The organism is Chelativorans multitrophicus, from assembly GCF_011317445.1.
Lineage (GTDB): Bacteria > Pseudomonadota > Alphaproteobacteria > Rhizobiales > Rhizobiaceae > Chelativorans > Chelativorans multitrophicus.
This window is the reverse complement of sequence record NZ_JAAAPL010000002.1, coordinates 347,712-373,955: the sequence shown is the minus strand read 5'-3', so window position 1 is coordinate 373,955 and position 26,244 is coordinate 347,712. Positions and strand designations below refer to the sequence as shown.

Genomic DNA, 26,244 nt, shown 5'->3' with positions numbered 1-26,244 from the left:
GATACTTTTCATTGGAGACACTCAAGGCCGCGTTTGTGCCTCGTTTGCAAATTGGCTATCTGCCCAACAGTGATGGGCTTGACAGGTGGCCGGATACGATAGGCGCCAACATCTTCGGGTGAAACACCGCGCAATTTTGCTATCGTTTGCGTGACGCTTAGGCTGCATTGACGTCCTTGGCATGGGCCCATTCCACTCCGCAGAAAGGCCTTTAGCTGATTGGGGCCGAGAACTTTCAGACGGAAAATTGTATCGTGGAGGGTCGAGCCCAAGACTTCCTCGCAACGACATACAAGGGCATCGTGGGCAGGTGTGAGATGCTCTCGTCGCGGTCTGAACATCCGGTCGAGGAAAAAACGCCCCCGGATAAAGGGCCGGCTCTCCTGCTCAAGCTGGGCGCAAAGATGCTCGAAGGCCGCGCCGTCGATTGCTCCCAGGGACTTCGAGATCTCCAGAGCGGCACGTCTTCCGCCAAATCGCGCCAGTTCAGCGCCGTAGATCGCCCGTCCGTCGCCAGCGACATAGATCCCGGGAATAGATGTCTCGCCGCCAGCACTGGCGATCGGATGCCAGCATATCTGCTCCTCGTCCCACGCCATTTCGCAGCCAACGGAACGAAGAAGGTTCATCTCGGGCACGACTCCATGATGCAGCAGGAGGTGATCGAGTTCCAAAGAGTGCTCTTTCCCGGAAGCGCTAAACCGCACGCGCTCGACCCGTTCGCTCCCTTCTGCTCTCAGTTTATCGACATTCTTGTAGACTCGTACGGCCCGCCGGACCTTAGTGACCAAGCCTAAGCCCTTTCTGAAATAAGGCGAGGCCATGAAACCAGGCAGATGCGGAATGGCTCTAAGGACATTTTTCCGGGGAGTCGTGTCAAGGATAGCGAGAAGGGGAACATCGGCAGCAAGATACTGGCTGGCTAGCAACCAGAGAAGCGGACCACTTCCTGCCAGAACCATCTTTGGCCCCATAACGGCGCCACTCGCCTTGAGCAGTATCTGCGCAGCGCCGGCGGTCATGACGCCGGGCAATGTCCATCCAGCAATTGGAAATGGCCGCTCCAGGGCACCAGTGGCCACCAGGACCCGCTCTCCCGTTATCAGCTTGGCCATGCCATCATGCGAAACTCCAAGTTCGCGGTCGGCAGTCAGCCGCCAGACGGTAGCTTTTGCCAGGTAAGCAGCACCCGATTCAGTAAAGGTCCGGGCGAGCTCTGCGCCCCCTGCATAGTCCTTTCCGAGAACTGCTAGGCGCTTCGGTGTCGCGGTGGTGATCGAGCGGTAAATCTGCCCTCCAATCGCGCCATTCTCGTCTAAAACCAGCGTCTTGACGCCATTCCGCGTCGCCTCTATCGCCGCAGCCATTCCGGCTGGCCCGGCACCGATCACGATCAGCTCATAACGATCGTCGAGATTCATTAAGGACTGCAAGCTGATCACTAGGTCGTCCTCCCCGGATGCCGGTCGATTTGGGTTCGAACGTTCATACCCTTTTCCACTTTGACCATGCAGGCCTGTCGGTTGGCCACCCCGTCAATTGTCACGAGACATTCAAAGCACACGCCCATCATGCAATAAGGCGCACGCGGCGCGCCAGAAACGACGGTGGTCCTAGTCGTGGTCACGCCAGAGAGAAGCAGAGCCGCCGCGACAGAGTCACCGACCTGAACCTCGACTGTCCGGTCATCGATGCTGATGCGGACCGTTTGGGTCGAGAAATCGTCAAGCCGCCTCAGCATGAAAACGCTCCAATCCGAAGGAACTGATAATTGGATCCCAGGACCCGGAATGGATGGATGGCGCCAATCGATGTGCGTGTGCGGCTGCCAGCGTCACGCCGCTGTGGCATGTTACTAGATACGCTCCCGGGTGCGTGTTTGAATGGGCGTAGATCGGATAACCGTCACAACTAAGGACCCGCAAGGCTGACCACATGCGCACAACGTTTAAAGGCTCCAAGCATGGAAACATCCGAACCGCGCGGCTCGCCATACCGGACTGGATGGGAATGCTGACCGAATTATAATCCTCGGCCTCTTCATGACTGTCGCCGATCATCACACCGCCCTCATTTGTCTGCCGAATGACATGCATTGGGTAATGAAGAAACGACGCAATCTTCTCCGTCACCATGATCTCGCCCCGTTGCGCCCGGACCGGAACATCGAACCCCACCATGCTGCCGAGTTCTCTATTGCCCAGTCCGGCCGCAAGGATAATCCGGTTGGCATACACTTTGCCCGTCAGGGTACTGAGGCGGTAGACATTGCTGTTGCACTGTATATCCACCACCTTGCTGCCCGGAAGAGAGGTTCCGCCAACCAAGGCGAACGCCGTATGCAGGCTGCGCAGCAGCATGAGGGAATTGACGTCGCCGTCGAGAGCGCAATAGGAGGCGCCGACCACCTCTGGCCCAATCTGGGGCAGAAGGTTCACAAGCTCCTCACGGCTGAGGATTTCGAAGGGATAGCCAGCATTATAGGCTTTGAGCTTCCCGAGCTCCTCCGCGCGAAAGGCTAGCTCGTCCTCGCTCAGGCAAAGGACAAAGCCGCCCGGACGCCGGTGATAAAGGCGAATGCCGGTCAATTCTTCGAGCTCATCGGCAAATCCACTCCACGCCAAAGCCGAGGATATGGTCCAGTCCGAATAAACTGGGAACGCGGCACCCTTTCCTTGCACCCAGACCAGGGCGAAGTTGCCGCGAGAGGCCCGGCGGGCAATATCGGCCTCATCTAACATCACAACCTTCTGTCCCTGCTTTGCCAAGCCATAGGCGAGTGAGGCGCCCACCAGGCCGCCCCCGATCACCGCGTAGCCGAATTCGCCGTGCATTTGCTTGCCTTCTTTCGCAATAACGCCGCTCGCAGAATTGCTGGGTGGGAGACGAATGCCCCCCACCGGTGCGATTTCAGACCGTGATCAGCGCATCGACAATGTTCAGCTTTCCGTGCCGCACCATGATTGGATTGAGGTCAATGCCGGTGATCCGGGGATTCTGGATCGCAAGCTCGGAAATCTTGAGAACCACGTCATAAAGATCGGGAAGAGAAATCCCCTTCTGCCCCCTGGCGCCGCGCAGGACGGGTGCGGCGCGCAAGGCCTCAAGGCTCTCTTCGAACTCTTCATAAGCGACCGGCGGCAAGAGATTGACGCTGTCGCGCAGGATTTCAGTAAACACACCACCCAAGCCCAGCGTGATGATTGGTCCAAAACGCGGGTCGCGATGCATACCGACGATCAATTCATAATCGGCTGACAGAGCTGGCTGCAGGGACACCTGTGGCCCACACCGTTCAGCGACTTCCATATAATGCCTGGTGAGTTCCTCTTCGCCGCGAATACCTAGGACAACTCCTCCGACATCCGACTTATGCGCGATATTCGCATTCGCGGTCTTCAACACCACAGGATAGCCGAGCGTCTGGGCGTTTTTCAGCGTATCCTGGAGATTGCCCGATTCTAGAATGGGCGCCATTGGCAGGCGGCATTCGGCAAGTAGCGCATAGCTCTTGCCCTGCGTGAAGCCATCCGGCAGCCTCGGCAACACTTTGGTGTGCCTGGTCTCCCCGGCAGTTTTCTCCGCCGTCTCAGCCAGCTTTCGACGCTTCTCGTGCCATGCCAGGAACGACCCGATGGCGTAACAAGCGGATTCGGTTCCCATAAGGACTGGGATGCCCTTCATTCGCAGATTACGCGCGCCGGGGCGCGAAACCGAGGTACTGATATTGCCGAAGATGAAGACCGGCTTCTCGGTATTCTCGTGGATTTTTGTTGTCGAATTCGAGACATCGATCATGAATTGACGGCCATCGACCAGATTGTTGCCGATGACGACGGCGCCAACCGAGGGGTCCTTTGAAATGGCGATTCCGGAATTTGCCATGGGCGCGTCCCCCATGGAATCGAGCGGATTGCCGATCACGACATCGTCTTCCAGAATTTCGGTCAGGCGCTCGTTGGTCTTGTCCTCATAGGCGGCTAGTTTCAAATTCGTCCAGCTCGACACATCGGCAATGAGCTGCCGCTCCCCGCCGGAATCGCTGATGACGCCGGCGCCGAGAGCCGTGGGAATCCGCTCAGTGCGAAAGGCTTCGATACAATCTAGGAGCTCATCAAGCGTCTTTGTGACGATGACCCCGTATTTGCGGCCGATTGCATCCAGGACCTGGCGCGGGCTCGATAGCCCTCCCGAATGGGCCTCGGTAAACTTCGCGCCTATATCGGTGGAGCCCAGCGCCAGCAGCACTACCGGAATGCCTTTCTGAAATGCATGCCCAACGGCGGCGAGGAATTCTTCAGGGCGCCGTATTGTCTCGAAAACCAGCCCGATCACGCGCGTCGTCGGCAAAGAGAGGAAATATTCAATATATTCAGGAAAGCCGGAGACGACCTCCGCGCCTGCCGAGACCGCGATTTCCAGCGCAAGGTCGCGCTGGCTGCCGGTGATGCCCGACCAGCTCGAACCGCTATGAGAAATGATGCATACACCCCCCGGTGTAAGATCCAGCCCCGGAGGTGGGTTATGCGTCATTCGCACGCTGTCGCGCACATTCATGAACCCCATGCAGTTGTGCCCGCATACCGCGACGCCGGCTGCAAGGCCCATCTCCCGCAGAGTGTCAGGAATATAGGTCAGTGACTTGCGTTCCTCATCATATCCACGGTTCGGGATTTGAAAGCCTTTCACGCCTGCTTCTATAGCCTCGCCGAAAGCGTTCAGCAGTTGGCTATCCGGTACGGATAAGGCGGCAAAGTCAACAGTCCTCCCGATATCACGGATACGCGGAAAGGCGGGTACTCCAAAGACTTCCCTCGCGGTTGGATGAACTGCATAGATTTCGCCCTGATATCCACCTTTCTTTAGAGCCGTAACCAACCTGCCCCCCAGGTTCCCTGCCCTTTCACTCGCCCCGATAACGGCCACGCTCTTAGGAGAAAAGAGCTTCGACATACTGCTAAACATATCTATTCCTTCTAACGGCGCTATTTTCAGTTTGTGAAGTGCTTTGCCGATACTCGGGCGCTCAGCGGACGATGGTAACGTTCTCCTTGGACCATCCTACCCGGCACTCGTCACCGACGGTTAAGGTCCCTGTCGAGCTGAAAGACAATATCTCTATCGGTGTATTGTCCTTGCTTTCCGCCAGATATCGTGTAGTCGCCCCTGTCATCACCCTCTGCCTGAGATTGACAACGATCTCATTGTCAGCGCTTTCGTTGTCTTTCAGGAAGCGGACATCTTCCGGCCTGACGACGACAGATACGTCTTGCCCCTTCCTGGCCTCCTCTTCCCTTGAGCTGTTCGTAGCAATCATCGGTCCGATGGGCGCATCCAGCAGCACTGTGTTTTCAAACCGGTTCTTAACGGTGCACTTGAAGACGTTCGATCGACCGAAGAAATTGGCGACGAATTCCGTTCGCGGGGCACGGTAGAGATCACGTGGCGTGCCGATCTGTTCGATTTGCCCATCCTTCATCAGGCAAATGCGGTCGGACATGGCCATCGCCTCCTCCTGGTCATGGGTGACGTAGAGAATGGTGGTCGACAGCGCCTTGTGCAGGTGGATTATTTCTAGTTGCATTTGGTCTCTCAGATTCTTATCGAGAGCGCCCAGGGGCTCGTCCATGAGTATGATTGGCGGTTCGTAGACAGCGCAGCGAGCCAACGCTACACGCTGTTGTTGCCCGCCAGAAAGCTCTCTCGGAAACCGATCGGCCATGTGCGGCAGTTGAACGATTTCTAGAATTCTACGCACCTTCGGCGCGATGTCAGCGCTCTTCATGCCGCGCATCTGGAGCGGAAAGGCAATGTTTTCAGCGACCGTCATATGAGGGAACAGGGCATAGTTTTGGAATACCATGCCGATATCGCGCTGAGAGGGCGGCAGATGGGTCGCGAGCTTCTCGTCAATCCAAATGGCGCCATCATCCGGTACTACGAGCCCGGACAAGATCTGCAACAAAGTAGTCTTACCCGACCCAGACGGACCGAGCAGCGTCAGAAATTCTCCCGCCGGCACATCCACTGAGATGGGGTTCAGGGCCCTGACAGACCCGTAGGATTTTCTCACTCCCTCGATCTTTAGCTTTAAATCCATTCGAAAATTCCTTACCGGCTCGCGCTATGAGCGCTCCGAAGTTGCGGGAGCTTCCGCGGCGCATCGCGTCGCGACGGTCTGTCAGTCGCGGGTCCTGAGGCGGCATACGGCGACCTGGCCGCATGCCGCTTCGGACAGACCTGTGCTATCCGAGTAACCACTCCTTAAAGCGCTCGTTGGCTTGGCCCTGATTCTTGTGCCAGAATGCCACATCCTCGGATTCAATGTTTTCGACGTTGTTGGGGTGGGTGGGCAGAGCTACCGCAAAAGCCGGATCCAGCAGGGCCATGACATCGGGGTGCATCGGCCCCATCGGCACGTCCATTGTGAAGTCGGCAATACGGTCGGGGCGCGAACAGAATGCGATGAATTTGCGTCCCGCCTCGGCCTGTGGGCTGTTCTTTGGGATCACCCAGCCAAGCGCGGTCGTCATGCTCTGGCTATAGTTGTACTTGATCCTGGCACCGCTTTGGACGGCGGCCATTGCTCGGTGATGCGGGAAAGCAGTTACATCAACTTCGCGCGCGCCAAGCAGCCGGGTGATGTCGGAATCCTCCTCCCACCAGTTGGTCACGTGGTCCTTTATCTCGTCCAGCCGAGCAAATACCTGCTTCCACCCATCCTCGTTCGCGAGGAATGAGGCAGTCTCGCTCGGCCGCTTACCCATGGAACGCAGTGCGGCTTCGATAGTATCCTTACCTTGACCCCGCAGAGCCCGCGCACCGGGGAGGTTCTCGACGTCCCAAATATCGGCATAGTCCTTGAAATCCAGATGGTCCTGGAAAGCAATGACCTGTGCCGACAAGCCGTGGGGAAGGAAGGTCGGCCTACGCTGTGCTTCCGGCAAGGCACCATAGATTGCCTGGACATCTTCCGAATCGATGTCGTCTATCCGCTCGAGCAGACCGGCCTCGGCAAGAACCTCGTTACCGGTCGCCGCCACGCTAAAGCGGACATCATAGAAGAACTTGCCCGTCTCGACTTGGGCCTTGATCTCGACGGTCGAGGTGCCAGCGAGGATGGGCGTCGGCTTAATCCCGAATTCCTGCTCATAGGGGTCGAGGAACGCAGTCTGGAAAGCCTTCTCGTAACCTCCGGGAATACCGACGGAAAAGCCGCCTTCTTGCGCATAAGAACGTGAGAGTATCGCCGGCGCGGCTAATAAAGCACTCGATCCTGCGATCACCTTCAAAGCATTCCTTCGTGATAGTTCAATCGTCTTCATGTTTTCTCCTCCACACTAAAGAAACCATATTAGCCGTTCAGGCTATTTTTTTGATCCGATGCGGATTGCCACAATCACTACAATGCAAACAGCCCCGAAAATGACCGTCGATACTGCCGCGAGGGTTGAATCAATACCGACCAGGGCAGTAGACCATAGCTGCAAAGGTAGCGTGCTAAGCTGTCCTGCTCCGAGAAAGAGAACAATCGAGAGATCGTCAAAGGAGCGTACGAAGGCAAAGAGGAACGCTGCTGTGATGCCTGCTCTCAAGATTGGCATCGTCACCAAGCGGAAGGTTTGCAGCTTTCCAGCGCCGAGGGTCCAGCTGGCGTGATCTAGACGGACGTCATAGTTCTTGAGCACCGCCATGACAGTGATGATCACATAGGGAAGATTGAGAACTGTATGGCCGATGATGATCGCCCAAATGGTTCCCACCATGTTTACATAGGCAAAGATATAGAACAGCCCGACTGCCACGATAACATTCGGCAGCACGATCGGCATCAGAACCAGCATCATCAGCAGCGCCCGCATTGGTACGCTTCTACGTGCCAGCACCAACGCGGCAGGAATACCAATCACCATCGATGCGATAGCCGAGACAAAAGCGAACAGCACGGAATTGAGAGTTGCTTGCATCCACACCGTCGAGGTGAAATACGTTGCAAACCATTCCGTCGTGAATCCGACTGGCGGCCAACTGAAGAAGCGATCTTCCGAGAAAGAAACCGGGATCACGAAGACGACTGGCAGGATCAGGAAGGCGACCAGCAGCCAGGCCGTGATTTTCAGGAGTAAGCCGCTTCCGGCCTGTCGCTGACCCAATATCGAATCGAGGATCTTCTCGAAATGGACCGTCACTGCGCCAACAAAGGCGAGAATACGACCACCAAGCGGCCTGATCCTTTGCTGGATGCGTCCACTGCGACCGCTGCCCGTTGCCGCACTCACGGCGCCGCCTGATAAAACTGAGCTACCTAGGGTTCTTTCAAAAACGAGATAAACGAGGAGGGTTGCCCCTAACAGCATCACTGTCAGGGCGCCCGCAAAGCCCCAATTAAAGTTATTGTTGATCTGCTCGACGATGGAGCCGGCGATCATCATTTCACGCGGACTACCAAGCAGGACCGGCACGATGAAGGTTCCGAGTGCAGAAACGAAGACGACGAGCCAAGCTGAAGCCACCCCTGGCAGCGACAGAGGGAAGTAGACTCGCCAGAACGCATTGCCAGAGCGGGCACCAAGCGTCGAAGCTGCCCGAGACAGGGCCGGGTCGATGTTCTGCATAACCGAATACATCGTCAGCACGGCCAGGGGCAGCATGCCGTGCACCATCGCCAGCAGCACCGCTGGGTAATTATTAACCAGCCGCGCCGGCGTATCGAGCAAACCGAGAGACAGCATCGTGCTGTTGATGACACCATATCTGGACAAGACCAGCATCCAGGCCAGCGCGCGAACGAGAAAGCTGGTCCAGAGCGGAACCATGATGGCGATCATCAAAAAACTGGTGCCACTGCGCTCCCCGGAAGCCAGCATGCGCGCCAGCGGATAACCGACTACGACCGTGATACAGGCCGTCCAGAACGCAATGTCCAGAGTGTTGAGGAGAATGCGCCAATAGACCGGCGTTTCCACAAGCCGGACAAAGTTCTGCAGCGAAAGCGCTCCACTCTCATCGAAGATGCTGGCGCCGGTAACGAAGATCAGCGGCAGCGCAAAGAAGAGGAGCAGAAATACCCAGGCGGGAACAAGCGGAAGCAGAGAGAGGGCCGGGCGATTGCGAAATGAACGTAGGTTCAACTGTTCGCCACGCCCCACTCCTGCAACTAGCCCCCCCTGCGAGCGAGCAACGCTCATTGCGCACCAACCCGCTGGGCACGCCAGGCGACGGCTGCCTTGAGCCCCTGCTCCTTCCTGATAAGCAAAAACTCATCTCGGTCTTTGTCAACAATGCCCTTCATGCTTGCGGCAGCCTCGACGTTGGCCTCCAGCGCGGGCATCAAGCCCATAATTTCAAAGGTCTGATTGATCGCGCGCTTAAAATAGGCAACGGCTACGGGCGATGATCCGACAATATGATTTGCAATCTCTCGGACAAAACTTTCTCGCTCTTCATCCGGAACGACGTGATTGACGATACCCGCTTCCTTCGCGCGGGCCGCGGAGAAGGTATCCTCAGCGCATATCAAAATCTCTTTCGCCATTTTGGGCCCAGCAAGCCACGGCAACATCAGCAAAATGCTCGGTGAGCCCATCTTAGCTTCCGGCATGCCAAAGCGCGCACTTTCAGCGGCTACGGAGATGTCGCAGGCAAGGCTCGCTTCAAAGCCGCCAGCCAGACAATAGCCATGAATCGAGGCAATGATCGGCTTGGGACACCGCCAAAAACTGAGCATGAACTGCAGACTCTTCTGATAGCGTATGCGCCACTCGTCGATGCCTTCCGTCCCCCTGTCCGCCTTAACACTTATATCGCAACCGGAACTGAATGATTTACCTTCACCTGACAAAATGATGACGCGAACATCGTCCCGTTCACCCAGCACTGACAGTGCATCCATCGTCTCGGTCATCACTTCAGGCGAGATCGCGTTATGAACTCGCGGCCGGTTCCAGGTCAGATAACCAATTCCGGCCTGCACATCGACCTTGATCAATTCGTACGACAATCGAGGTTCCTCCCTTGTTGGTCGAACGCGGTGAGGCTAGTCTTTGCACATAATGCATACGGATGCAAGCACCATACTTTGAGGTTTATGGGGTTTTCTCGCGAGCATTGGCCTGCTAAGGGAGAATCGACGGCAATGAAATGCAATCGTATGCATAACACTGAAAGGGGATGCGGTGATACCTGACCAGGCCATAAGAACAGAAATCGTCCCTCGGGTATCGGAGACAGACGGGGCAGGACACATCAACAATGTCACTTCTGCAATATGGTTCGAAGCCGGCCGGCGAGAGATCTTTCGCGCCATTACACCCGAATTGTCGTTTGATCGTTGGGCGGTAGCTCTGATATCGATGGAGATACGTTACAAGCGCCAGATCTATTTGGCTTCAGAAGTTAGTGTTTTGACATGGATCCGTGCCATCGGGCGAACGAGTTTCCAGGTCAATGAAGTGATCATTCAGAATGGATCCGTCTGTTCTGTTGGGCGCTGCACATATGTGCATATAGACTACGCGGCCGATAAGCCGGCACCAATTCCTCAAGATGTCAGGTATCGGCTGGAGCGGCTTCTTGCAGACACCCCGGATTTCGATGGAGAATTCATACGATGAGCACTGTTTCCGAGGGCTTTTATTTCGAAGACCTGACTGTTGGCATGTCAGCAAGCATCGAAAGGACGATCACGACCGACGACATAGAGATGTTTGCAACCGCCGTGGGCGACTTCAATCCGATCCATATGAACGAGGAATGGGCACGACAAACACGTTTTGGCGGCAGGATTGCACACGGAATGCTGACTGCCGGTATCGTGTCCTCCGTGCTGGGCACCCGCCTCCCCGGGCCAGGCAATGTCTACATCAAACAGACACTCGAGTTTCGCGCGCCGGTGACGCCGAGATCCGCGGTGAAGGCTCAAGTCTGCATCACGAGGCTCGAGCCCGAGCGCAATCGCGTTTACCTGGATACCACATGTACATGTTGCGGCACCATTGTACTTTCGGGAGAAGCCGTCCTCTTCGTGCAATCTCGCCAGCGCCGATTATAGCTGAATGGATCGGGGACGGCGCCCCGAACCTGTGGCCGAACTGCGTCAGGCTTTCCGTGGCTAGCTCCACCACAAGGTCCAAGTATCCCATGTGTCGTGTGGATTGCCATGACTTTCGGAAAGCCGCCTAGTGCGCACTAACTTACCCGCGGCGTGACCTTCGACCTTCACCATCATGATTTCCGAACATGACGGTCGAGGGCGGCAGCTCGCAGGAAAACCGTATAGCCACAAATATCCCCGTGGCACTCAAGCCGCTCCGAGGATAATTATGGATTCCCGTGCAAGTTATGGTGTTTCGAGGAATTAAATGCTTGCATCGAGTACCATGCTGCCTTGGCCAATGCGTTGTTTTGCATGTGCCGCGCGGAACTTCCCTTAATCTTTTCGAAGATTAGGTCCATACTGAAGTCCGACGGCGTGCATCATGCTACCTACAAGGCAGGGGAAGCGAAGGGCGAGACAGCCAGGGACGATCTCTCAACGACCTGTCCCGCGAGCGACAGTCCAATGGCTGCTTTTGGAGGCACGCAAGAAAGAACTGACGGAGCTTGTCGCTGACATTCCCGAGGATGTCTCTGACCTGCTGCCGAGCGCTTCCACCGTCTATGCGAAGAAGGTTGCCGTTCACACGGGCGCGCTCGGCCGGACGAGCGGCCGTAAGCGGCGAGGCCCTGCGGATGTTGATCGAGAAGATCGTCCTGACGCCGGGATCGAAACGTGGAACGATTCTCGCCACGCTGCACGGCGAAATTGCGCACCATTTTGGATTGGACCAATCAGCAAGCCAATAGAAAGGCTGAAAAACAAAACTCCCGGCGGGGTACAGGCGGGAGTGTCGTCATTGGTGGTGCGGGGGGACCGCGCATGCTTCGTGATGATCGCTGCTTAGGTGACGCGCTACCCTCTTCGGCTCGTTCCATCGCTCGGGAATGGACGTAAAGCACCCTGCCCCACCCAAGCAGCGCACAATTTCGGTTGGCAAATCGCGCAAGATCACTTGGCATCAATCTGCAAGTCAATTTAGGTCCCCAGCGAGCGCTCAGCGGTCCACTGGCTTCCAGGCCGCCCGGAAGCGGAGATTGCATCTTTTTCAGCTGAAAGCCGCAGCGTGTGGCATGTATGCTGGCCGTTTCTGTCCGAATAAGACGTGCCCGCGAGAAGCGCATTGGTGCGTGCATTGCGGCGAGGCGGTATTGGTGAGGCCATTAAACTCCGAACTGAAAGAGTTTCCTTTCCAGCGCCTCCACTTTATTGGCGCAGCCATACTGTTGACCTAGTTCATTTCTCGCATCATAGCTGATGTGCCATTCTCCCCGGCAGTTCTCTTCTGAGAATAAGTGATCGCGTGGTGGTCAGCATTTCGGGTAGTCGCATGAAATTCGCCGAAAGCAGAACGGAGTTGCTACTATACAGTGCCATCGCCGGCCTCATGGCGCTGACGTTCATCGCAGATCTGTATTTCCCGCTCGGTACCGCGATTTGGGTGATCTATCTTTTTCCGATAGCGCTGTGTTACCTCGTCTCAAGGCCAGTCGTGCCAGTCGCCGCGGCAACCGTGGTCTCTTTCTTTGTAGTCATAGGCTTCTTCTATGCGCCCGCGGGCGTGGATCCAGATATTGCACGTACGAACCGTGTGCTCGGCGCGCTCACGAGCTGGATCATTGCGCTGACCGGGTATTTCTTCATCAGAAACAAGCTGGCGATTCAAAAGCAGGAGTGGCTACAGGCCGGGCAAGTCCACCTTGCCCGGAGCGTCAGCGGCAATCAGAAGATCGAGGAGCTCAGCGGGAATATCCTAGCCTTCCTCGCCGAGTATCTCGATGCCCAGGCTGGTGCGCTTTACGTCCGCCGCGGATCGACGTTTGGGCGATCCGGTGTTTACGGCGTGCCGGCGGGCGCGCCGATTCCGGACCGTTTCAAACCGGGGGACGGGCTACTCGGTCAAGCCGTTGCCGACCGGCGCAGCTTCGTGCTTCGCGACGTGCCCGAGAATTATCTTTATTTCGGCTCCGGCCTCGGGCGAGCCAAGCCGCGCCATCTGCTGATTGCACCGGCTTCCGTCGACGATGAGGTTAACGCTGTCCTTGAACTGGGCTTCCTCAAGGAAGCGGGCGAGGAGGTAGGCGAGCTCCTGGAGCGTATCTCCGAACCAATGGCGATAGCACTGCGCTCAGCCCGGTATCGCGCCCAGTTGCAGGAGCTTCTTGAGGAGACGCAGCGTCAGGCCGAGGAGCTTCAGACGCAAAGCGAAGAACTTCGCAGCGCGAATGAAGAACTGGAGAATCAGAGCCGCTCGCTGCAGGACTCGCAGGTACGGCTAGAGGAGCAGCAGGCCGAACTTGAACAGAGCAACGCGCAACTAGAGGAGCAGACGCAGCTTCTCGAGGTCCAGCGCGATGAGCTGAGCCGCGCGCAGGGTGCCCTGCAGGCCAAGGCACGCGATCTGGAGGAGGCAAGCCGCTACAAGTCCGAGTTCCTGGCCAACATGTCGCACGAGTTACGTACGCCGCTAAACTCCCTGCTCATCATGGCCCGGCTCCTTGCCGACAATCGGGAGGGCAATCTCACCTCCGATCAGGTAAAATTCGCCGAGACGATCGAGACGGCGGGAAACGATCTGCTGAACCTGATCAATGATATCCTTGACATCTCCAAGATTGAGGCAGGCCACATCGAACTGCAGATTGAGCGCGTGCGCGTTGAGCCGATGCTCGAAAAGCTGCGGGCTACCTTTCAGTCGAGCGCTTCAGAAAAGGGTCTCAATTTCAGGATCGAGACGGTGCCTGGTACGCCCGATCGGATCGAATCCGATCCTCAGCGGATCGAACAGGTGCTTAAGAACTTCCTTTCCAACGCCATCAAGTTCACGGAAAAGGGCGAGGTCGTTCTGAGCGTAGCGGAAGAAGAGGACGGCCGCATTGCCTTTGCCGTCCGCGACACCGGGATTGGGATTCCGGAGGACCAGCAGCAGGCGATCTTTGAGGCCTTCCGCCAGGCGGACGGCTCGATCAACCGAAAGTACGGCGGAACGGGCCTTGGGCTGTCCATCAGCAGTGAGCTGACGCGGGTCCTTGGTGGGGAGATTCGGGTCGAGAGCACAGTCGGTCAAGGCAGTTCGTTCATTTTGGTCGTCCCCAAGATTTACGATGCCGCCAGCGTGCAGAAATCAGCAGGGGCAGGCAGGCGGACTCCCGTTGTGTCCAGAGCTGCTCCGGCTGCGGCAGAATCAGAAGCGGAGAAGATCGATACGGTTCCCGCGCGGCCCCGCATCATTGAAGACGATCGCGACAAACTGACGGGCGGTCGCGTCATCCTGGTGGTGGAGGATGATCCCGCCTTTGCCCGCATCCTCATGGACCTCGCGCATGAGCTGGGTTTCGAATGTCTCGTCGCGGAAACGGCGGACGAAGGCGTTCTTCTTGCCCGCCGATATCTGCCTGCCGGTGTCATTCTCGACATTGGCCTTCCCGATCACACCGGCCTGTCGGTGCTTGATAGGATCAAGCATGACGTTCGCACCAGGCATATTCCTGTCCATGTCGTTTCCGTGAGCGATTATACGCGTACCGCCCGCTCGTTCGGCGCTGCCGGATACATGCTGAAACCTGTAAAGCGGGAGGAACTGGAACGTGCGCTCACCGGCCTTGCAAAACAACTGGCGCAGACGGTGCGGCGCGTTCTGATCGTGGAGGACGATGCGACACAGCTTGAGGCGCTTCAGCTGCTGCTGTCGTCGCAGGACGTGGAGACAATCGCCGCGGCATCGGCCGCCGAATGCTTTGGCAAGCTAAAGGCGGAGACTTTCGACTGCATGGTGCTCGACCTGAGCCTGCCGGATGCGTCCGGCTTCGAGGTCCTCGAGCAACTCAGCGCCGAAGACGCTTACTCCTTCCCTCCAACAATCGTCTATACGGGCCGCGATCTTACGCCAGACGAGGAACTGCGCCTGCGGAAATTTTCGAAGTCAATCATCATCAAGGGCGCGAAATCTCCCGAGCGGCTTCTCGACGAGGTTACGCTTTTCCTCCATCAGATGGTCGCCGAACTGCCGGAACGGAAGCGCGAGATGCTGGTGCGCTCGCTCAACCGCGACGCTGCGCTGGAAGGTCGGCGCATCCTCGTCGTTGAGGATGACATCCGGAACGTTTACGCCCTCATGAGTGTGTTCGAGGGCCACGGTGCTGCCGTGCAGATCGCCCGGAACGGACGCGAGGCGCTGCAGGCGCTGGAAAAGATGGCGGATGAGGGCAATCCAGCCATCGATCTGGTCCTCATGGACGTAATGATGCCGGAAATGGATGGGCTGACGGCCACGCGCGAGATCAGGAAGCGCGAGAGGTGGAAAAACCTGCCGATCATCGTCCTTACGGCCAAGGCTATGCCGGGGGATCAGGAACAATGCCTTGCGGCCGGAGCCAACGATTATCTGGCAAAACCACTCGATGTGGATAAGCTGCTCTCGCTTGCCCGCGTATGGATGCCCCGTTAAGGACCATCGCACATGACGACGTCGACCGAGGAGATCGAGATAGGTTTGCTGCTGGAGGCGATCCGCCAGCGCTATCACTATGATTTCAGAGGCTACTCTCAATTGTCCATCGCACGCCGGCTGAAGCGCGCTCAGCAGCATTTCGGTTGCCGCAGCCTTTCCATGCTGCAGGATAAGGTTCTGCACGACTCGTCCATCCTTCCAGATCTGCTGAACCACCTCACGATTCAAGTCAGCGAGATGTTTCGTGACCCGGCGTATTTTCGCGCGCTGCGGGAAACCGTGTTACCCCATCTGAAGACCTATCCCTCGCTGAAAGTCTGGGTAGCAGGATGTGCTGCCGGAGAAGAGCTTTACTCGCTCGCCATACTCTTTCGCGAAGAGGGTCTCGATCAGCGGACCATTTTCTACGCCACCGACATAAATCCCGACGCGCTGCGGAAAGCCGAGGCAGGTATCTACGAATTGGACCGCATAGCGCTCTTCACCGAAAACCACCGGCTGTCAGGAAGCAAAGTCTCACTATCGGAGTACTACACAGCAGCCTATGGTGCGGCGGTCTTCGATAGGACGCTGCGTTTCAGAACGGTCTTCGCCGAGCACAATCTTGCCGCCGATGCTGTCTTCGCGGAGGTGAACCTCATCTCCTGCCGCAACGTACTCATCTATTTCGACAGGGAATTGCAGGACCGGGCCATCGGCCTGTTCAAGGATTCGCTTGCCCACGGAGGCTTTCTGGGACTCGGTACGAAGGAAAGCCTGCGATTTTCCAGCCATGGCGCAGCCTTCCAGGAATTCGCCGGGCAGGAGCGGATTTACCGCATGACGACGCATGATACGTCTTCCCGGAGGGTTGATCATGCAGTCGCCTGAAAACGTCAGGTTCCTGTTGGTGGACGATGTCGACGAGAACCTTTTGGCTCTCGATGGGCTGCTGCGCCGGGATGGGCTCGAACTTTTCATGGCGCGTTCCGGTAGGCAGGCGCTGGAAATGCTTCTGGTGCATGACTTCGCCCTTGCCATTTTCGACGTGCAGATGCCGGAGATGGACGGGTTTGAACTCGCGGAGCTGATGCGCAGCACAGAGCGCACACGCAATGTGCCGATCATATTCCTGACCGCCGTCGCAACGGACGAAAGGCGCCGCTTCCGAGGCTACGAGGCTGGAGCGGTCGATTATCTGCTGAAACCGGTCGATCCGCAGATCCTTCGCAACAAGGCGGCCATTTTCTTCGAGCTAGCCCGCCAACGCCAAGAACTCGCGCGACAGCGGGACGAGTTGAGCCGAAGCGCGGAGAAACTGTCGAAAGCCCTCAGCGTATTACAGGCGCACAGCGACAACTCTCCTTTAGCCGTTGTCGAATTCGACCCGAACTTCCGCTTCAACTCATGGTCGAAGAGCGCGCAGCGCATGTTCGGCTGGAGCGCTGAGCAGGTGCTCGGGCAGAAATTGGTGGAACTGGGATGGCTACAGAGGGAAGACGTCGCGCGTTTGATGGACGTGACGGGGGGAATCTTGACGGGAGGCGAGCCGGGAAGCGTCTTTGCGTGCCGGGTTTCCTGCCGCGATGGCAGCGTTATCGACAGCGAGTGGTTCATATCGGTGCTTGCGGATCGGGGTGGCGCCGTAATGTCGGTCAATGCGCAAATACTGGACGTGACAGAACGCAACCGTGCGGAGGCGACGCGGCAGCTGCTTATCGGTGAGCTTAATCACCGCGTGAAAAATACGCTTTCCACTGTGCAGGCGATCGCCAGCCAAACCTTGCGCCACATGGAAAGCCCGGAGGATTTCAAGGCCAGCTTCATGGCCCGTCTGGAGTCATTGGCACGCGCTCATTCGCTGCTTAGCGAGGCGAATTGGGAGGGGGCCTATCTGACCAAGCTTGTTCAAGATCAGCAGCAACTGAATCTCATAGAGGAAGACAAGTTTGCGGTTTCGGGCCCTGAGGTACATCTTCCTCCGCAGCTGGCGCTGCATCTTGGGCTGATCTTGCACGAGCTTACCACCAATGCCCAGAAACATGGCGCTCTCGCCGCTCCACAAGGTCGCATTGCATTGAGCTGGGATCTTGCGGGTAAGGCTTTGTGTGTCAGATGGGTGGAGAGCGGGGTGGCGCTCGCGAAAACACCTTCGTCGCGAAGAGGTTTCGGCTCCAATCTCATTCAACGCAGCACCTCCGCGGAGGGTGGCACCGCGCAGATGGCTTACAAGCCTGACGGAATTTCCTGGGAGCTCACCTTCGCTCTCGCGCATCACAACGCGTATGCTTCCCCAATAACAAGCAGAGCTCATCCGGAGAGGATCCGCCGCAGCCCACATCCCTATGCCGGATCTTCCGATAAGAGCGAAATAGCACGGCCTGTGACGAGCGCTGAATAGGCATGTCACTGCACTGGCCAGCCCTCAGCCAGCCGGTCTGCTTCAGCTGGGTCGCGAATAACTCTCGTTCGGCAGCCGCCGCCATTTGGATGTTCAGGCCCTTTCTCTAGTCTCCGAAGCCGACATCGATTAGGTCGTGGGAATAGCAGCTGTGGCCCCCCATCAAAGGTTGGGAAGGCCTTTAGCAGGCGGAGCCTTATACGCTTCCATGCCTGCCGAAGTGACTAACCCCAATCTGCTGGCGTTCAGCCGAAGCCGGGCTCGTTCAAGCGCACCCGGTAGTACATCATGCGGAAGGGAGGCGGAACAGCTGCTCCGGATTGTCGACCAAGGCCAATTGGCGGGCACGATCGTCCGGCAGCCATCCCAGCACGCGGTCGAGCAAGGCGCCGTCATCGGGATAGGATGCGGTGGTCTGCATCTGGTTGTGCGGCCAGTTGGTGCCCCAGACGATACGCTCGGGGGCATAGCCGGCGATCTCACGGGCGACTGCCGCGATGTCTTCGTAAAGCGGACCGCCGGTGCGCGAGGATTCGTAGCAGGCGGCGAATTTGAACCAGCAGCGGCCGCCATCGATCAATCGCTTAACGGCATCGATCTCCGGCCCCTTGGGCGTCACGCCGGCGAAGAACTTGCCGTGGTGATCGAAAATCCAGCGGCTGCTAATCGCAGCGAGACGGGTCTTGTGCTCGAGGATATTGGAGCCGTTGAACTGCACTGCCAGGCACCAGTCGAAAGCTGCTGCGCGGGCATCGACGGCTTCGAGATCGGCAAGGCCAATGGCGCCGCCCGGCAAGTCCATTATCCGGGCGCCGACAACGCCCGCAGCCTGGAGCCGTTGCAATTCAGCGTCGCTCGTATCGCCGGCGATGACGGCGACGCCGCGGGCAATATCGCCCATCGCGGCAAGGCTCGCCAAGAGATTGGCATTGTCGCGCTGATGCGCGTTGCCCTGGGTGACGATGACGCGCTCTATGCCGAGCCAACTCATAACCTGGCGATATTCGGCCGGGCCTGGAGTGCCCTCGGGAATAGGGCTGCCGCCAGGGGCCGCCGGGTAGCCAGGCAAGTAGAGGTGTACCTGAGTGTCGACCGCGCCCTTGGGCAGCGCTGTATGTGGGGGAGTGCCGGTCAGTTTGCGGTGCAGCATCAAAGGTCCTTTGGACGATAGCGTTCAAGCGCGTCACGCTCGATTTCGATGCCAAGGCCCGGGCCGTCGGGAATAATCACCACGCCGGCAACATGGTCGAGCGGGCGGGTGACGATGGCCTGGCGGAATGGATTGTCGGTACGGTCGAATTCCAGGATCGGCTCCAGCGGGGCATGGCGCGGCGGGCTGGGGATTTGAGCCGCCATGAATTGCAGCGCCGCCGCGATGTGAACGGCAGTGCCCCAGACATGGGGGATCAGCCGCACATTGTGAAGCGCGGCCATATCCATGATGCGCCGAGCCTCGGTAAAGCCGCCGCAGCCTGCGAGATCGGGCTGGATGATGTCGACAGCGCGGGTTTCGATCGGCTCGCGCATGCCCCAGCGGGTGTGCCAGGTCTCGCCGCCGGCCACCGGGATCGGCTGGCCCTCGCGCACCGCCCGATAGGCAGAGAGCTGTTCAGGGATCACCGGCTCCTCGAACCAATCGATGCCGTATTGCGCTGCCTGCCGGCCAACGCTGATCGCCTCCAGCACGTCATAGCCGTGATTGGCATCGATCATCAGCCGCATGTCGGGACCAACGGCCTCGCGCACGGCGCGGATCACCGCCAGGTCCTCGTCCGGGCCAAAGCCGATCTTGAGCTTGGCGGCATGGAAGCCGGCATCGCGATGGCGCACCATTTCGGCGACGTTGTCGGCGATGCGGTCGACCCCGTCGCGCTTGAACGAGCCGGTGGCATAAGCGCGGACGCTGTCGCGAAAGCGCCCGCCAAGCAGGGTCGAGACCGGCACGCCGAAATGCTTGCCCTTGATGTCCCAGAGCGCGATGTCGATGCCCGAAAGCGCAGTCACGGTCAGGCCACGCTGTCCCTGGTCGCGCAACGCGTTGTAGAGCGTCAGCCAGATCTTTTCGGTTTCGAGCGGGTCGGCGCCGATCAGCCAGGCAGCGTAGGCCTCGACGATCGCCGCATTCGGCCGGGCCGGGCCGAGGCATTCCCCCCACCCGATGGTGCCGTCGTCGCAGGTGATCTCCACCAGCACATGGGTCCGCCGCCCGAACCGCATCGTCGCGCTGGCGAACGGCGTCGCCAGTTCGTGATCGAGCAGATGCGTGCGGACGGCAGTGATCTTCATCGGTCGACCGAAGCCATCAATGAGGCCATCATATCCATCTCTTCGGACGTGAGATCGACGAGCGGCGAGCGGACCGGGCCTGCATCATAGCCGCGCAGGCGCACGCCCGCCTTGATCGCGGCCACGGCATAGCCCTTGCTGCGATTGCGTATGGCCATGAATGGATAGAAGAAATCCTTGAGGAGCGTCTCGCATTCGGCACGGCGGCCGGCGCGCAGGGCCTTATAGAAGCGGACGGCCAGCTCCGGGACGAAATTGAACACGGCCGAGGAATAGGTGGTGAAGCCGGCCGCCAGATAGGCCTCGGCGAACAATTCCGCGGTGGGCATGCCGCCCAGATAGGTGAGGCGGTCCCCCATGGTGGCGGAGATCTGCCGGACCAAGCCGAGTTCGCCCGATCCGTCCTTGAAGCCGACGAGATTGGGGCAGACGTCGCAGAGGCGCTTGAGCGTATCGGCCTGCAGGATCGAATTGTCACGGTTATAGACCATGACACCGATGCCTATGGAGTCGCAGACGCGCTTGATGTGGTTGTAGAGGCCGGCCTGGGGTGCGTCTATCAGGTAATGCGGCAGGAGCAGGATGCCGTCGGCGCCGGCCTTTTCGGCCGCCTTGGCGATAGAGATGGCGACCTCGGTGCCATGGCCGCAGCCCGAAATGATCGGGGTATTGCCCGCCGCCGCCTTGGCGGCGCGCACGATGGCGGGGATTTCATCGGGGGCCAGCGAGAAGAATTCGCCGGTACCGCCCGCGGCAAACAGCGCGGCAGCCTCGAAGCTGGCGAGCCAGCCGACATGCTCGCGATAGACGGCTTCGTTGAACCCGCCGTCGGGTCCGAAAGGGGTGACCGGAAAGGAGAGCAGTCCCGCTCCGAGCACCGTCTTGAGATCCTGGGGTTCCATTCCGCCATCCTTTATCTGTTGTGCGTCCGCAGTAGTTCGGGCACTAGCAAATTTATAGGATAAGCGTCAATAGAGATATGACAAGTTACGCCATGTCGTTCTGAATTAATGCCCGGTAGCGATGCTGACTGCCCTTTAGATGAGTTCGCATCGTCTCGCGCGCCAGTTTCTCGTCGCCGGATGAAATGGCCTGGGCGATCTGTTTATGCTCGTCGAGAATCTTCTCGAGATAGGGCGCACGGATACCTTCGCCGCCATCGACCTGCAGATTGGCGCGCGGAATGGCGCTGGGGCCCAGGAGGTCGAGAAACTCGGTAAAGCGGGGATTATTGGTGGCCCCGGCAATGGCGCGATGGAAGGCGAAGTCCGCATCCGTGGAGCGTTCGCCGTTGGCGATCAGCGCCGCAACGGCCTGATGGGCGCGGAAAATGGCCTCTTCCTGCGCCGGCGAGCGGCGCAGAGCGGCTAGGCCGGCGGCCTCGATCTCGATCGCCGAACGCAGTTCGAGCATTTCGAGGATCGAGGAAACCCGCGCGTGATCGACGGTCTGGAATGGAAAGGGCGATGGCGCGGCGCGCGCGACGACGAAAACCCCGGCACCCTGGCGCGCTTCCAGCAGCCCGTCGGCTTGCAGGCTGGCAATGGCCTCGCGAATCACGGTGCGGCTTACCTCGAAGCGTTCGGTCAGCAGCGATTGCGACGGCAGCTTGTCGCCGACTTCGAATCGGCCGGAAGCGATCTCGTTGCGCAGATTCTCGCTGACATGCTTCACCAGGTTGCCGCTGGGGCGGCCTGCGGGAACCATTTCCACCAATGCGCTCTCCTTCACGTGTGCCGCAAGATAATTGCACAAACCGAGTCCTCAGACAAGAAACCGTGTTTTAGCAAAAGATATATGATAAGTGTTGACGAGTGCGGCGTGGGTGACTAGGTTCCGTCGCCAAGGAAGAGGTGCAGGAGCCGGTTTGCGCGGAGCGCGACCCCCTATCGCCACATTCCCGCACCGCGCTTGAAACGCGGCGCTGATCTTGCTCCGGCCGGGCCGGATGCGCATGGGAGGAGATAAAAAATGACCAAACTGGGGAAACGCCGCATCGTCTGGACGCTTCTGGGGGCGCAGGCCGCACTGGCTATGGCCATGGCGCCGGCCTTCGCCGCCGAGGGCTCGATAACCCTGGCGCTGCCGTCCGAGCCGACGTCGCTCGACGCCTGCGACGACAGCACCAATGCCAATGCCCGCGTGTTGCGCGGCAATATCGTAGAAGGGCTGACGCGGCTCGATCCGCAGACCGGGGTTGTACAGCCACTGCTGGCGACCGAATGGACCCGCGCCGACGACAATAACTGGCTGTTTACCATCCGCCCCGGCGTCACCTTTCACGATGGCGCCCCGCTCGATGCCGAGGCCGTGGTGTTCGGCATCAACCGTTCGATGAATCCCGACCTGGTCTGCCAGACCCTGTCGCTGTTCGCCAACAAGACCACTGCCTCGGTCGAAAGCGAAATGGTGGTCCGCATCACCACCGAGACGCCCGATCCAATCCTGCCGGCGCGCATCGCCTATATCGACCTGCCCTCGCCGGCCACCCCGGCAAACGCCAAGACCGACACCCCGATTGGCACCGGCCCCTATCAGCTGGGCTCGCGCGAAATCGGCCAGTCGATTGTGCTCAATGCTTATGCGGGTTATTGGGGCGATGCACCGGCCATCGCCACCGCCACCTATCTCTGGCGGTCCGAGCCGACCATTCGCGCCAGCATGGTCAAAACCGGCGAAGCCGATATCGCCATCGACATTCCGTTCCATGAAGCCGAAGGCGCGCCCAACGCCCAGGAATATTCCACCAACAGCGTGTTCTTCCTGCGTCCGATGCTGCGCAAGCCGCCGCTGGACGACGTGCGGGTTCGCCAGGCGGTTGCCGCCGCCATCGACAAGGTGACGCTGACGGAAGTGCTGATGGAGCGTTCGGGCAAGCCGACCGACCAACTGGTGACCCCGCTGATCAACGGCAATGTGCCGGACTTCGCCGGCGTGCCCTATGACGTGGAAAAGGCCAAGGCGCTGCTGGCCGAGGCCAAGGCCGATGGCGTGCCGGTGGAGACCCCGATCGCGCTGATCGCCCGCACCGACCTGTTCAGCGGCTCGACCGAAATCGCCCAGGCGTTGCAGCAGATGCTGCAGCAGGCGGGCTTTACGGTGACGTTGGAAGCGGTCGACTCGGTGGCCTGGAGCCCCTGGGCGCGCAAGCCGGATTCGCTGACCCAGCCGGTCAACCTGCTGATGTCGGCGCATGACAATATTTCGGGCGACGCATCGCTGTCCTTCCCGAACAATTTCGGCAGCGGCGGGCGCCTCAGCATGGCCGACGATGCGGACCTGGACGCAAGGCTGGCCGCTGCGGCAGTGCTGTCGGGCGATGCCCGCACCGCGGCCTATCGCGATATTGCCCGGGAAGCTTACGCCGAGCACATCGTTATTCCGGTCGCCGAGCTGCAAAGCCGGCTGCTGCTGTCGGACAGGGTGAACTATCAGTCCAACGGCTTCACCGACATCGAACTGCATCTGTCCGAGGTGACTCTCCGTCAGTAGCGGAACCTTGCTCACTGCATCGATCCGACGCGCGTCGGGCGCCATAGGAAGAGGAATTACGCATGATCAACCTGTCTAAATCCGGCCTGGCCTGGACCTTGCTGGCTGCGCAGGCCGGACTTGCCTTCGCGGCAGCACCGGCCCTCACCGCCGAAGGGTCCATCGTCCTGGCGATGCCGGCCGAGCCGACCTCGGTCGATGCCTGCGATGACAGCACTAGGGCCAATGCCCGGGTGCTGCGCGGCAATGTCGTCGAGGCGCTGACGCGGCTCGACCCACAGTCGGGCGCGGTCGGCCCGCTGCTCGCCACCGAATGGTCTAGTCCGGATAACAAGAGCTGGCTCTTCACCATCCGGCCGGGCGTCACCTTCCACGACGGCACGCCGCTGGATGCGGCCGCGGTGGCGTTCGGCATCAACCGCTCGATGAACCCGGACCTGACGTGCCAGACCCTGTCGCTGTTCCCCACCAAGACCACCGCGACCGTCGAAAGCGACATGGTGGTACGGATCACCACCGAAGAGCCCGACCCGATCCTGCCGGCACGCATCGCCTATATCGATCTGCCCTCCCCCAAGACTCCGGAAGCCGCCAAAAGTGACACCCCGATCGGCACCGGTCCCTACCGGTTTGCCGGCCGCGAGATCGGCCAGTCGATAACGCTATCGGCGTTTGACGGCTATTGGGGCGAAGCCCCCGAGATCGCCGAAGCCAACTATGTCTGGCGGGCCGAGGCCACCATCCGCGCCAGCATGATCAAGACCGGCGAAGCCGATATCGCCTATGATATCCCCACCCATGAGGCCGAAGGCCAGGCCAATGCCCAGCAATATTTGACCAACGGCGTGTTCTACCTGCGCCCGATGCTGCAGAAGCCGCCGCTGGACGATCTGCGCGTGCGCCAGGCCATCGCCTCCTCGATAGACAAGGCCACGCTGGCCGAAGTGCTGATGGACAATTCGGGCACGCCGACCGGGCAATTGGTCACACAGCTGATCAATGGCTACGTGCCCGATTATACCGGCATGCCCTATGATCTCGAAAAGGCCAAGGCACTGTTCGCGGAAGCCAAGGCGGCCGGCGTCGCCGTCGATACGCCGATCACGCTGGTGGCCCGCACCGACCTGTTCAGCGGCGCCGAGGAAGTCTCGCAGGCGATCCAGCAGATGATCCAGCAGGCCGGCTTCACCGTCACGCTGAAATCGGTGGATACCGTCGGCTGGAGCCCCTGGGCTCGCAAGCCGGACTCGCTTACCCAGCCGGTGAACCTGCTCACCTCGAGCCACAACAACATTTCGGGCGACGGTTCGCTGACCTTCCCGAACTTCCTGGGCAGCGGCGGCCGGCTGAGCGTGGTCGACAATGCCGAACTCGATGCCAAGCTGGCGGCCGCGGCCAAGGCCAGCGGCGAAGACCGGGCCGCGGCATATCGCGAGATCGCGCAATATGCCTATGACCAGGAACTGGTCATTCCGGTTGCGGCCCTGCAGGGGCTGCTGCTGACCTCGGATCGCATTGCCTACGAGGCGGATGGCTTTACCGACATCGAACTGCATCTGTCCGACGTCAAGCACAAGCAGTAGTCTCGGTCCGACCGGCCGGCACAGGGTTCCAGGCACGATATGTTGAAGTTTCTCAGCCTCAGATTGACGACAAGCCTCATCGCGCTTGCGGGAGTGATGGTCATTGTCTTCTTCTTGGCCCGGCTAACGGGAAGTCCGGCGACGCTCTACCTGCCGGCGGACGCCTCCGTCGAAATGATGGAGGCCTTCAACCGGCAGTTTGGCTACGACCAGCCGATCCCGCAGCAGTTCGCGCAATTCGTGGGCAATGTGTTCCGGCTCGACTTTGGCCAGTCGTTGTATCAGCAACGGCCGGCTGCCGTGGCGGTCCTATCGGCCATGCCGCAGACCATCCTGCTGGCTGCGGTGGCCATGGCGCTGACCCTGCTCGCCGCCATTCCCCTCGGAACCGTCGCGGCCCTGCACCCCCATTCGGTGCAGGACCGGCTGATCACGCTATTCTCGCTGCTGACCGCCTCGATCCCCGATTTCTGGTTCGCGCTGGTCGGCGTCCTGGTGCTGTCGGTCAATCTGGGATTGTTGCCGACTTCCGGGCAGGCGAGCCTGCTCTCCTGGATCCTTCCGGTGGCGACGCTGATGCTGCATCCGGTAGGCGTGCTGACCCAGGTGGTGCGCGGCGCCATGCTGGAAACGCTCAATGCCGGATATGTGCAAAATGCCCGGGCTCGCGGCTATTCGTGGAAGCGGCTGGCCTTCCGCCATGCGCTGCGCAACGCCGCGCTGCCGATCATCACCGTGGCCGGCGACCGGGCCGGCGGCATGGTCAATGGCGCGGTCATCGTTTCGGCGGTGTTTGCCTGGCCCGGCATCGGCCAGGTGTTGGTCGACGCTGTCTATAACCGCGACTTCGCCGTGATCCAGGCCGGGGTCTTCGTCGTCGGCATTGCCGTCATCCTGCTAAATTTCCTCGTGGACCTGATCTACGCGGCGGCCGACCCAAGGATCCGGATTTCCTGAC

General features: G+C 59.3%; 20 protein-coding genes. 8 read left to right on the top strand and 12 right to left on the bottom strand.

Annotation, left to right across the window (positions count from 1 at the left end):
- Window positions 1-8: 8 nt before the first annotated feature.
- From GNP00_RS12455 to GNP00_RS12420, 8 genes are all read right to left on the bottom strand, one after another.
- A complete protein-coding gene (locus GNP00_RS12455) occupies window positions 9-1,421 on the bottom strand; it encodes an FAD-dependent oxidoreductase (RefSeq protein WP_041545402.1) in 1,413 nt (470 codons plus the stop codon).
- A 20-nt stretch (window positions 1,422-1,441) separates the two neighbouring features.
- Window positions 1,442-1,741 carry a (2Fe-2S)-binding protein gene (locus GNP00_RS12450; protein WP_011581267.1) on the bottom strand — a complete coding sequence of 100 codons (300 nt, stop codon included), beginning with the start codon at window positions 1,739-1,741 and terminating at the stop codon, window positions 1,442-1,444.
- On the bottom strand, window positions 1,725-2,834 hold the full coding sequence (locus tag GNP00_RS12445; protein WP_011581268.1) for an NAD(P)/FAD-dependent oxidoreductase: 1,110 nt from the start codon (window positions 2,832-2,834) through the stop codon (window positions 1,725-1,727). The genes GNP00_RS12450 and GNP00_RS12445 overlap by 17 nt, the downstream gene beginning before the upstream one ends.
- A 76-nt stretch (window positions 2,835-2,910) precedes the next feature.
- Window positions 2,911-4,965 (bottom strand): acetate--CoA ligase family protein, encoded by a 2,055-nt coding sequence (locus tag GNP00_RS12440; protein WP_166016073.1) that lies wholly within the window; start codon window positions 4,963-4,965, stop codon window positions 2,911-2,913.
- Between the two features lie 61 nt (window positions 4,966-5,026).
- Complete coding sequence (locus GNP00_RS12435) at window positions 5,027-6,100, bottom strand: ABC transporter ATP-binding protein (RefSeq protein WP_011581270.1); 1,074 nt, start codon at window positions 6,098-6,100, stop codon at window positions 5,027-5,029.
- Between the two features lie 145 nt (window positions 6,101-6,245).
- Window positions 6,246-7,325 carry an extracellular solute-binding protein gene (locus GNP00_RS12430; protein WP_011581271.1) on the bottom strand — a complete coding sequence of 360 codons (1,080 nt, stop codon included), beginning with the start codon at window positions 7,323-7,325 and terminating at the stop codon, window positions 6,246-6,248.
- Between the two features lie 42 nt (window positions 7,326-7,367).
- Window positions 7,368-9,131 carry an ABC transporter permease subunit gene (locus GNP00_RS12425; protein ID WP_041544705.1) on the bottom strand — a complete coding sequence of 588 codons (1,764 nt, stop codon included), beginning with the start codon at window positions 9,129-9,131 and terminating at the stop codon, window positions 7,368-7,370.
- A gap of 53 nt (window positions 9,132-9,184) precedes the next feature.
- Window positions 9,185-10,000 carry an enoyl-CoA hydratase/isomerase family protein gene (locus GNP00_RS12420; protein ID WP_011581273.1) on the bottom strand — a complete coding sequence of 272 codons (816 nt, stop codon included), beginning with the start codon at window positions 9,998-10,000 and terminating at the stop codon, window positions 9,185-9,187.
- Between the two features lie 175 nt (window positions 10,001-10,175).
- Here GNP00_RS12420 and GNP00_RS23885 point away from each other — a divergent pair, with 175 nt between their 5' ends.
- The 5 genes from GNP00_RS23885 to GNP00_RS12395 all read left to right on the top strand — a co-directional run bounded on the left by GNP00_RS23885 (window position 10,176) and on the right by GNP00_RS12395 (window position 17,925).
- On the top strand, window positions 10,176-10,613 hold the full coding sequence (locus GNP00_RS23885) for an acyl-CoA thioesterase (RefSeq protein ID WP_011581274.1): 438 nt from the start codon (window positions 10,176-10,178) through the stop codon (window positions 10,611-10,613).
- Window positions 10,610-11,050, top strand: coding sequence for a MaoC family dehydratase (locus GNP00_RS12410; protein ID WP_011581275.1), 441 nt, complete (start codon window positions 10,610-10,612; stop codon window positions 11,048-11,050). The genes GNP00_RS23885 and GNP00_RS12410 overlap by 4 nt, the downstream gene beginning before the upstream one ends.
- A gap of 1,375 nt (window positions 11,051-12,425) precedes the next feature.
- Window positions 12,426-15,542, top strand: coding sequence for a response regulator (locus GNP00_RS12405; protein WP_011581277.1), 3,117 nt, complete (start codon window positions 12,426-12,428; stop codon window positions 15,540-15,542).
- 12 nt (window positions 15,543-15,554) lie between these two features.
- On the top strand, window positions 15,555-16,415 hold the full coding sequence (locus GNP00_RS12400; protein WP_011581278.1) for a CheR family methyltransferase: 861 nt from the start codon (window positions 15,555-15,557) through the stop codon (window positions 16,413-16,415).
- Window positions 16,402-17,925, top strand: coding sequence for a sensor histidine kinase (locus GNP00_RS12395; RefSeq protein ID WP_011581279.1), 1,524 nt, complete (start codon window positions 16,402-16,404; stop codon window positions 17,923-17,925). The genes GNP00_RS12400 and GNP00_RS12395 overlap by 14 nt, the downstream gene beginning before the upstream one ends.
- A 286-nt stretch (window positions 17,926-18,211) precedes the next feature.
- Here the strand turns inward: GNP00_RS12395 and GNP00_RS12390 are convergent, their stop codons facing one another.
- From GNP00_RS12390 to GNP00_RS12375, 4 genes are all read right to left on the bottom strand, one after another.
- Window positions 18,212-19,075: an amidohydrolase family protein gene (locus GNP00_RS12390; RefSeq protein WP_011581280.1), complete on the bottom strand. Its 864-nt coding sequence runs from the start codon at window positions 19,073-19,075 to the stop codon at window positions 18,212-18,214.
- Window positions 19,075-20,211, bottom strand: coding sequence for a mandelate racemase/muconate lactonizing enzyme family protein (locus tag GNP00_RS12385; RefSeq protein WP_011581281.1), 1,137 nt, complete (start codon window positions 20,209-20,211; stop codon window positions 19,075-19,077). Before GNP00_RS12385 ends, GNP00_RS12390 begins: the two co-directional genes overlap by 1 nt.
- The gene (gene kdgD, locus GNP00_RS12380; protein WP_011581282.1) at window positions 20,208-21,113 is read right to left on the bottom strand and encodes a 5-dehydro-4-deoxyglucarate dehydratase; all 906 of its coding nucleotides are present in this window, start codon (window positions 21,111-21,113) and stop codon (window positions 20,208-20,210) included. Before kdgD ends, GNP00_RS12385 begins: the two co-directional genes overlap by 4 nt.
- Before the next feature lie 85 nt (window positions 21,114-21,198).
- Window positions 21,199-21,918: a FadR/GntR family transcriptional regulator gene (locus tag GNP00_RS12375; protein WP_041545406.1), complete on the bottom strand. Its 720-nt coding sequence runs from the start codon at window positions 21,916-21,918 to the stop codon at window positions 21,199-21,201.
- Window positions 21,919-22,182: 264 nt separating this feature from the next.
- On the opposite strand from GNP00_RS12375, the gene GNP00_RS12370 reads away from it, so the two are divergent.
- The 3 genes from GNP00_RS12370 to GNP00_RS12360 all read left to right on the top strand — a co-directional run bounded on the left by GNP00_RS12370 (window position 22,183) and on the right by GNP00_RS12360 (window position 26,243).
- A complete protein-coding gene (locus tag GNP00_RS12370; protein WP_011581284.1) occupies window positions 22,183-23,703 on the top strand; it encodes an ABC transporter substrate-binding protein in 1,521 nt (506 codons plus the stop codon).
- Window positions 23,704-23,765: 62 nt separating this feature from the next.
- Window positions 23,766-25,286, top strand: coding sequence for an ABC transporter substrate-binding protein (locus GNP00_RS12365; protein WP_011581285.1), 1,521 nt, complete (start codon window positions 23,766-23,768; stop codon window positions 25,284-25,286).
- Window positions 25,287-25,325: 39 nt separating this feature from the next.
- Entirely contained in the window at window positions 25,326-26,243 is a 918-nt protein-coding gene (locus tag GNP00_RS12360; protein ID WP_011581286.1) for an ABC transporter permease, read from the top strand.
- The last annotated feature ends 1 nt before the right edge of the window (window position 26,244 follow it).